Genomic DNA, 8,633 nt, shown 5'->3' with positions numbered 1-8,633 from the left:
CGCGGTGACGAGCACCCGGCCGGCGAAAGTACCGTCCCCGTTACCCGGCCACATGTACAGGTTGCCCGTCGCGTCCTCCCTCGCCATCAGATCCGCGTGCCCCGTCCCCCGGAAGTCACCGGCGACCGTCTGCGAGAACGGACCCCACCCGTCGGTGACGAGCACCCGGCCGGCGAAAGTACCGTCCCCGTTACCCGGCCACATGTACAGGTTGCCCGTCGCGTCCTCCCTCGCCATCAGATCCGCGCGGCCGGTCCCCCGGAAATCACCGGCGACCGTCTGCGAGAACGGACCCCACCCGCCAGTGACCAGCACCCGGCCCGCGAAAGTACCGTCCCCGTTACCCCGCCACATGTACAGATTGCCCGTCGCGTCCTCCCTCGCCATCAGATCCGCGTGCCCCGTCCCCCGGAAGTCACCGGCGGTGGTCTGGGAGAACGCGCCCCAGCCGGCCGTCAGGTCGGTCCTGGCCGCGAAGGACCCGTCTCCCCGCCCCGCCCACTCGTACAGGTGCCCGTCCGAGTCGTCGCGGGCGACGAGGTCGCCGGTGCCCTTGCCGTGGAAGGCCCCGGCCGTCGTCTGGGAGAAGGTGTGGGAGGGGCTGGCCGGGGCGGGCCGCGGGGCGAGGACCTCGGCGAGGGCCGCGTTCCCGTTGGTGGTGAAGTGCAGGTGGTCGGAGGAGACGTAACCGGCGAACGCGGCACTCGGATTGAGCGGGTCGCGGGTCGCCCGGTCGAAGTCGTGGAAGCCGTCGATGGCCGTCGTCGTGCGGATCCAGTCGTTGACGCACCGGCGCACCCGGTCCCGGGCGGCGGTGAAGTCGGCGTGGCCCTGGAAAGCGGGGATGGTGGCGACGGCGAAGCGCAGCCCGGCCGCGTGCGCGCGTGAGGCCAGCTGCTGGATCCCCGCCTCGAGCGCGGAGTCGGAGGCGTCGTCCATCGTGATGTCGTTGATGCCCTCGTAGAGCACGACGCTCCGCACTCCGGTCTGGGAGAGGACGTCCCGGTCGAAGCGGTTGAGCGCGCTCTGACCGAAGCCGACGCGTCCTCCCGTCCCGTCGGTGAGGATCCGGTTGCCGGAGATTCCCTTGTTGACGACGCCCTCGGGCGTCGGACGGGCGCTGAGGGCGCGCCCGTAGTCGTCGGCCCAGCGGGTGTTGGAGTCCTGGTCGGTGTGCCCGCCGTCCACCTGCGAGTCGCCGAGGGCGACCACCGTCCCGTCGCTGCCGGCGGCCGTGACGTCCAGGCCGGCCAGGAAGGCCCAGTAGGCGTACGGGGTGGAGAGGTTGGCGCCGCCCGTGTCCTGGGTGCGGTCGGCACCGTCGCCGGGGGCGGAGGTGTAGGAGGTGGTGAGCGTGTACGGGTGGTAGGGCGCGGTGGTGACCTTGTCGGGCAGCCAGAGGCTGACCAGCAGGTTCTCGTCCGCGGTGACCGGGAAGGCGACGGGGTCGCTGTAGACCTCGCCGCCGGGCGGGACGACGGTCCGGCCCGAACCGCCGAACGTCAGGGTGACCGGCGTGGCCGCCGCCGTGGCCGGGTTCCCGTTCCGGGCCGAAGTCCGGTCCTGGGCCGCGACGGTGACGTGCCCGATGGTCACCGGGTCCGGACTGAAGGTGTTCACCAGGCGGATCCGGGCGGAGCTGCCGCCGATGCTGGTGTGGACGACCATGCGCAGGGTCTGCCGCCCCGTCACTCCCGAGGCTGCCGACGGTCCGGCCAGGCTCATGGCGGTCCCCCAACTCCCCGTCCAGGCCGCGGACTCGGGGCGCGGCGCGCCCGGGCCTGGCGGGAGCGCGGCGGGGACCGGCCCGCAGCCGGCGGCCGCGTTCGCCGGGGCCGCGGGCGGCAGGGCAGCGAACGCGCTGAGGACGACGGCGGCTGCCGTCATGGCGGACAGGCGGCCCTGCGGCGGGCGGTGGGCGACGTGCACAGGAGTCCTTTCGCCGGGTACGGAAGACCGTTTTCCCGCATGGCTCGGGTGACCAGGAAATGGCGGCGATCCGATTCCCGGAGGAGGAGGTCCGAGAATGCGCCGAGAAATCTCGGAGACCGCTCGCCATCCACCATGTAATCACCGCCGGCCCGGCTTCCGCCAGGAGGAACATCAGGCGGAAGCCATGGGGAAGTTCCAGCAGAAACCGCGCTGTACAGGCGAGATCGGCGGGAAGCAGACGGAGTGGCCTGATCGTGCGTCAGCTGACTGTCGCGCCTGACGGAATTTGCGATATACCGTCTCGGGCACTTTCCGCCCGACAATCCGCCAATCTCCTCCTGGCGTGATCACCTGTCGAACCTCGAAATCTCGAATGAGGGGACATCACATGGCAATCGGACGACGGCAACTCCTCACCTCCCTCGCGCTGACCGCCCTCGCCGCACCCGTCCTGGCCAAGGGGACCGCGACCCGAGCCTCCGCAGCCACGGGTACGGGTACGGGTGCGGCCGCACGTATGGCCGCCGGCTCCGGGCCGCTGTTCATGCAGGTCGTCGCCCACGAGGACGACGACATCCTGTTCATGAACCCGGACCTGTCCAACGCCCTCGCCGACGGCACGCCGTCCGTCACGGTGTTCGTCACCGCCGGGAACATCACCGGTGACCCGTGCGCGGGCGGCTGCTGGGACCCCGCCGGCGACCCACTGCGCACCTGGAACCGCCAGATGGGCGCCGTCAACGCCTACTCCCGGATGACCGGGGTCGGCGACACCGACCCGGCGACCGACGAGATCGGGCACTGGACGGTCGAGGCGTGGACGGTCGCGGGCAAGCAGGTCGAGCGGTACATGCTCAAGGACCGGCCGGTGCACCTGATCTTCCTCAACCTGCACGACGCCGGGCTCGCCAACGTGCTGAACGGCGGCACCGACACCACGGTCGTCCCGAAGGGCAGCCCGCTGTCCGGGCCGTCGACCTACACGGCGGCGGACGTCGTCGAGGTGCTGCGGCAGATCATGGTGACGTACCAGCCGACCGTGCTCCGGGCCCAGGACGAACTCCCGGACACCCGCTACAAGGACGACCACTCGGACCACATCTCCGCCGCGAAGTTCGCGGGCATGGCGGCGAGCCAGTACGGCGGCTCGCTGGTCCAGGTGAACTACCGGGACTACAACATCAGCGACTGCCCGGTGAACCTCGACCCGGCGACGGTCGGCACCAAGGGCGTGTTCGTCTCCGAGTACGCGAGCCACGACCACTCGGGGAACTACGAAACCGCCTGGTTCTCCCGGATGTACTACCGCTGGTCGCGGGGCACCTCCTGGGCCGGGCTGAACCAGGACGGCCGGCCGCAGGTCTTCGTCGTCCGGGCGGGCTCCCTCTACACGTACTGGCGCCAGGGGGACGGAAGTTGGGGCGGCCCGGCACGGTTCGCCGACCCGGGCGGGCGGCTGGCGCCGGGCATCGCCGTCGGCACCAACGCCGACGGCCGGCTGGAGCTCTTCGCCCGCCGCCTCACCGACCACCACATCCTCTCCGTCCCGCAGACCACGCCCAACGGCGTGTGGCGGGACGGCTGGGCCGACCTCGGCAACCCCAACGCCGGGCTCGTCAACGCGGGCCAGGTCGGCGTGCCCGCGGTGGTCGCCTCCCAGGACGGCCGACTGGAGCTCTTCGTCAAGAACGGCGGAGGCGGCCTCAGCGCGATCCGGCAGATCAGCCCGAACGGCGCCTGGACGACCACCTGGGACGACCTGCACGGCACCGACATCCAGGACCCGGTCACCGCGATCCGCAACGGCGCCGGGAGGATCGAGGTCTTCGCCAGCACCCGCGACGGGGTCGTCAACTGGTGGCAGACCGCTCCGAACGACGCCATCAACGGCCCGGGCCCGATCCCGAACTCCCGGCCGGCCAGCCCGCCCAGGGCCGCGCTCGACCAGGACGGCCGCATCGAACTCGCCTACCGCGAGGCCGAAACCGGCGCGATGCTCGTCAGCTACCAGACCCGGCCCGGCGGACCGTGGAGCCAGTCCCCGACCAACCTCGGCGGCCACAAGGGCGTGGGCGAGCCGGCGATGGCCAACCTCGGCGGTCGGGTCGTCCTGTTCGAGCGCAACGGCGGCGGCGGCGTGAGCACCACCGCCCAGACCGCGCCGAACGCCGGCTACGGCGCCTGGCAGGACCTCGGCGGCACCGTCCTCGACTACCCGACCGCGATCGTCGACGGCGGCGGCGTCCTGTACCTGTTCGCCATCGGCACGGACGGCCGCGTCTACTACCGCACAGGCACGACGCCCACCAACCTCGGCGGCTGGCAGGGCATGCCCCTGTGACCGCCGGTCCCGTCGGCCGGTCGGGCACCCTCCCGACCGGGCGACGGGCCGGGCGCGTGGAAGCGCCGGTGGGGGCCCGCGGGAGCACCCGTGGAAGCGCCGATGGGAGCGCTCTCACGCCGTGTAGGATGGCCACTCCCGAGAGTGAGCCACACCGGAGTGTGATCATGCCCCGAACTGACAGGCCGGGCCCCGGTGGCGCCCGGCCTGCCGCGCGACCGACGGTGGAGGACGTGGCCGCCCGCGCGGGAGTCAGCCGGGGAACGGTGTCCCGGGTCATCAACGGTTCGCCCAAGGTGAGCGCCCGGGCGAGGGAGGCCGTCGAGCACGCCGTCGCCGAGCTCGGCTACGTACCCAACCAGGCGGCACGGTCCCTGGTGACCTCGCGCACCGACGTCGTCGCCCTGGTCGTCCCGGAGAGCCTGTCGCGGTTGAGGTCGGAGCCGTACTTCGCGGACGTCATCGCCGGGATCTCCGACGAACTCGCCTCAACAGACCTTCAGTTGCTGCTGACCTTGGTCCGTAATGAGGACGAGCGCGAGCGTCTGACGCGCTACCTCACCGCGCGTCGGGTCGACGGGGTGCTCCTGGTCTCGGTGCGCCAGGACGACCTGTTGCCCGACCTGCTCGAACAGCTCGGGATGCCGGCCGTACTGGGCGGCCGCCGGTCCGAGCGCGAATCGCTGAGCTACGTCCACGCCGACAACGCCGGCGGGGCCCGGGCGGCCGTCCGGCACCTGGTCGGACTCGGCCGCACCAGAGTGGCCACCATCACGGGGCCGCTCGCCATGGAAGCGGCCGGGGCACGCCTGGCGGGGTACCGGGAGGCGCTCACGGAGGCCGGCCTCGCTCCGGAGGACGCGCTCGTCGCCCACGGCGACTTCACCGAGGCGGGCGGCTACGCGGCGATGTGCGAGCTCCTGGCCGAAATGCCCACCCTCGATGCCGTGTTCTGCGCCTCCGACCTGATGGCCGTGGGCGCGTTCCGGGCGCTGCGCGAGGCCGGGCGGCACGTGCCGGGAGACGTGGCCGTCGTCGGCTTCGACGACTCCGTCATCGCCCGTAGCACCGAGCCGCCCCTCACCAGTGTTCGCCAACCGACCGAGGCGATGGGGCGGTTGATGGTCCAGCTGCTGCTCGAGGAGATCGCCGACCCCGGGCGGCCGCGTCGTCAGGTGATCCTGCCGACCGAACTGACGGTCCGCGCCTCGGCCTGAAGGCCTCGGACTGCCTCGGACGGCCTCGAACTGAAAGGCCGTCACGTCCCGTTGTTCCGGTATGAGCCACGGCCGCGTGTCACGGCTGACCTGGGCATAAGGTGCTGCTACGCTCCCGATGGGTGTGGGAGCGCTCCCATGCGCCAAGATTCTGGGGGGTGACATGTCGAAGGCACAACAAGGGGATTCGGCATTCGGGGGCATGCTGAGGGCGCTTCGTCGTGAAGTGGGATTCACGCATGAGGAACTCGCCCGGCGTTCCCAGGTCAGTGTGAGAACGATCAGCGACATCGAGCGGGGCCGGGTGCTCCGACCACAGCGCCGCTCCGTCCAACAGCTCGCGGCGGCGCTCGGCCTGAGGGCCTCGCGACTGGAATGGTTTCTCCGTGCCGCGCGCGCCGTTCCCGGCAGCGGGCCCGATCAGCCGGACGGGAGCCGTCGCGAGACGCCGGCCGCCGGGGAGGTGGACGAACAGCCGTCCGCGGTGGTCGTGATGGTCCTGCCGATGACCGCGACCGGCGAGAGCGGCCCGTGCTGCAGGCGCCGCCGACGCTGTCCGCAACCCCGCCCGACCGGGCCCCGACCCGTGCGCCGGGCCGGTTGACGGCCGTCGCGTGCGGCGGGCAGGCGCCGGCGGCCACACGTCCGCCACGAGGACGCCGAACGCGTACGCCCGCCCCACCGGCGCCGTCCGGTTGGGGACGTGCCACCGGCGACTCGGCCGGGCGAGGCGGTAGTTGACGCCGTCTGCGGTCCAGCCGACCTCCCTGCCGATCCGGGCGGTGGCGTCAACCCCAGGCGGCCGCGGGCCAGGATCCCGCGCCTCGGTCGGGCTCGCCTCGGCACGACGCGGGCAGCGGCGAGGAGATCGAATCACGCGGCTCCATCGAGACCGAAGCAGCCCGCCGCCTCGCCGACGACCTCAAGAACCTCACGTACAGTGCGGTCGCGCGGGCCTGACGATCAGCGCAGCGTCAGGATCCAGGTGCTGACGGCCAGCCAGCCGGTCAGCGTCAGCGCCGCGCACGCCCAGGCGAAGCGGGCCGGCCCACGGCCGCGGTCCCGCCCCTTGGCGCGCTGGAACCCGGCGGCCAGACCGGCCACCGCGGTGACGGGGAGCGCGAGGAAGGCCAGGTACAGGGTGCCGTAGTAGAGGAACCTCGCGAACAGGACGCCCACGAACACGAACGGCGCGGACACCACGGTGACCACCACGCCGCCGACCGTGCACGCGACGCGCAGCCGCTTCTCGTCGGAGAAGAACGGCGGCACGGCGCACACCACCGCACAGCCCAGGCCGAAGACGTACAGCACCAGCCCGCCCGGGCCGTACCCCCGGTGGATGCTCCACACCGGCAGCAGGAACACGACCGCCCCGACCCCGGACAGCCACCGGGCACTCGCCGGCACCGCGACCATGTTTCCCCCCTGCACAGCACCCTCTTTGAACGCGTTCGAATCTAGCACCCAGGAGACGACGCCGCCCAGACGGACAAGTCGCCGAAGATCGCGGCAGGCACAGCGGGACGCGGCTATCCGCGGAGAGCAGACGCATGCCGATCTCGTTGCGGCCCATCCCGAGGCTGTAGACCACAGCGGGCCGGCCGTGGCGGAAGGAGCAGGCCGCAGGTTCCGCGTCCCGATGTCATATGGCGAGTCCGCGAGCTGTGCGTTTCGTTGGATTCGCGCTCCGTGCCACCTTGATCGTTCCGGGTTTCGTGCCACTTCCCCGGGACGGTGTGCTGAAAGCTAGGTGACACGTCTTCTGCCTGACCGGCTTGCTGAGGCTTCAAGGAACACTGTGCCGCAGCGGGTGCGTCGCATGGGCCTGGTGGAGCGGACCGTGCGAACAGAAGACGATGGCGATGGCTGGAGCCCGGAGCCGTCTGGAACGCCTCCGGCTCCGCCGCCAAGCGTCCGACCAGAACGACGTGGAGGGCGTCGCCGTAGGCGTACTTCTTGGTCAGACGAAGCGAGGCCTCTTGCGACGCTCGGGTCGTTTGTCCTGATCACGCCGGTTTGGGTAGCCGAACACCGCCGCCGGCGATGTCGCCGATCCCCCTCCCCCGGTAAGCGCCAGGGGCGGCGTCTCCGGGACGGTCGGGGAGATCGGCCGAGACGGCGAGGTGACAGCGTTCGGCGTCAGGTCCTCGACGGTCGGGGAGGTCGGCCGAGACGGCGAGGTGACAGGGTTCGGCGTCAGGTCCTCGACGGTCGGGGAGGTCGGCCGAGACGGCGAGGTGACAGCGTTCGGCGTCAGGTCCTCGACGGTGGGCGTGGTGAACTGACGATATCGCCTGAGGTTCTCGGTGTCCGGGTACGGGTGACGCCATGGCTTGCGGGAGCCGATGAAGTGGAGCACGAAGGCGCGTCGCTCCTGATCCCGGTACGCGTGGTACTCCGTACCCAGTCGCGGCGGCCAAGCCTCGGGCGGGATGTCGCGGAAGTCAGTCATCGGGAACACGTTCCAGCGCGGATCCAGCTCGATCCATCGACCGTGCGTGAGCGCGTTGAGCGCATCTTGCTCCAGACAGACCGGGACCTGATCCTGGCTCGCGAGCCAGTCGAGGGCCCGCTCGGTCAAGCTCTCCCGACGCCACTGGCGGAGGTTGCACAGCATCACCCCCGCATTGAAGTAGGGCGCGTCGGGCGCGAATCGTCCGTTGCTTCCGCCTGCCAACGCCTCGTGCAGGTTGGGACGCCACATGTCCCGCACGGCCGCGAGGGGTCTGTCACCAAGGTCCGTCGCGAACAGCTCTGTCACGTCTCGCATCAGCACGACGTCCACGTCCATGTACAGCACCACGTCGTCCGGCACCAGCTCTGGCAGGAACAGGCGCGCGTACGTCGCGCCGGTCAGGTAGCGCAGCAGTGGCAGGTCGGACAGGTCGCGGCGCAGACGGACGACCTCCAGATCGAGCCCGCGGGACATCGCGTGCTCGACGACGTCGGCACTCGGCGAGTCATCTGTCATCAGTGCCGAGATGCGCACACCGCTCTTCGGCGGGAGGCAACGGGCCAGCGACGACAGCATGTTGCGTGCCGCCGATGCGTACTGACCGTCGAACGCGATCGCTATGCGCATCCCCCGACCCCCCACGTGTGCGACCCAGGAACCACTACGCTAAGGGGGGGTCGAGCGA

At 71.1% G+C, this 8,633-nt stretch carries 6 protein-coding genes; 3 read left to right on the top strand and 3 right to left on the bottom strand.

What is annotated here, in order from left to right; genetic code table 11:
• The coding region (locus tag ACFY4B_RS22360; protein WP_387970167.1) for an FG-GAP-like repeat-containing protein at window positions 1–1,725 on the bottom strand (1,725 nt) is incomplete at its 3' end.
• A 595-nt stretch (window positions 1,726–2,320) separates the two neighbouring features.
• Between ACFY4B_RS22360 and ACFY4B_RS22355 the strand changes: the two genes are divergently transcribed.
• The 3 genes from ACFY4B_RS22355 to ACFY4B_RS22345 all read left to right on the top strand — a co-directional run bounded on the left by ACFY4B_RS22355 (window position 2,321) and on the right by ACFY4B_RS22345 (window position 6,094).
• Complete coding sequence (locus ACFY4B_RS22355; protein ID WP_387970164.1) at window positions 2,321–4,273, top strand: PIG-L family deacetylase; 1,953 nt, start codon at window positions 2,321–2,323, stop codon at window positions 4,271–4,273.
• A 167-nt stretch (window positions 4,274–4,440) separates the two neighbouring features.
• On the top strand, window positions 4,441–5,490 hold the full coding sequence (locus ACFY4B_RS22350) for a LacI family DNA-binding transcriptional regulator (protein WP_387970162.1): 1,050 nt from the start codon (window positions 4,441–4,443) through the stop codon (window positions 5,488–5,490).
• Between the two features lie 118 nt (window positions 5,491–5,608).
• A complete protein-coding gene (locus ACFY4B_RS22345; RefSeq protein WP_387970159.1) occupies window positions 5,609–6,094 on the top strand; it encodes a helix-turn-helix domain-containing protein in 486 nt (161 codons plus the stop codon).
• Window positions 6,095–6,453: 359 nt separating this feature from the next.
• Here the strand turns inward: ACFY4B_RS22345 and ACFY4B_RS22340 are convergent, their stop codons facing one another.
• Both ACFY4B_RS22340 and ACFY4B_RS22335 read right to left on the bottom strand, forming a co-directional pair.
• Window positions 6,454–6,900, bottom strand: coding sequence for a hypothetical protein (locus ACFY4B_RS22340; RefSeq protein ID WP_387970156.1), 447 nt, complete (start codon window positions 6,898–6,900; stop codon window positions 6,454–6,456).
• A gap of 553 nt (window positions 6,901–7,453) precedes the next feature.
• Window positions 7,454–8,575: a glycosyltransferase gene (locus ACFY4B_RS22335; protein WP_387970153.1), complete on the bottom strand. Its 1,122-nt coding sequence runs from the start codon at window positions 8,573–8,575 to the stop codon at window positions 7,454–7,456.
• Window positions 8,576–8,633: the final 58 nt, after the last annotated feature.

This window comes from Kitasatospora sp. NPDC001261, assembly GCF_042896795.1.
Classification (GTDB): Bacteria; Actinomycetota; Actinomycetes; order Streptomycetales; family Streptomycetaceae; genus Kitasatospora.
This window is presented reverse-complemented; position numbering and strand designations above follow the sequence as displayed.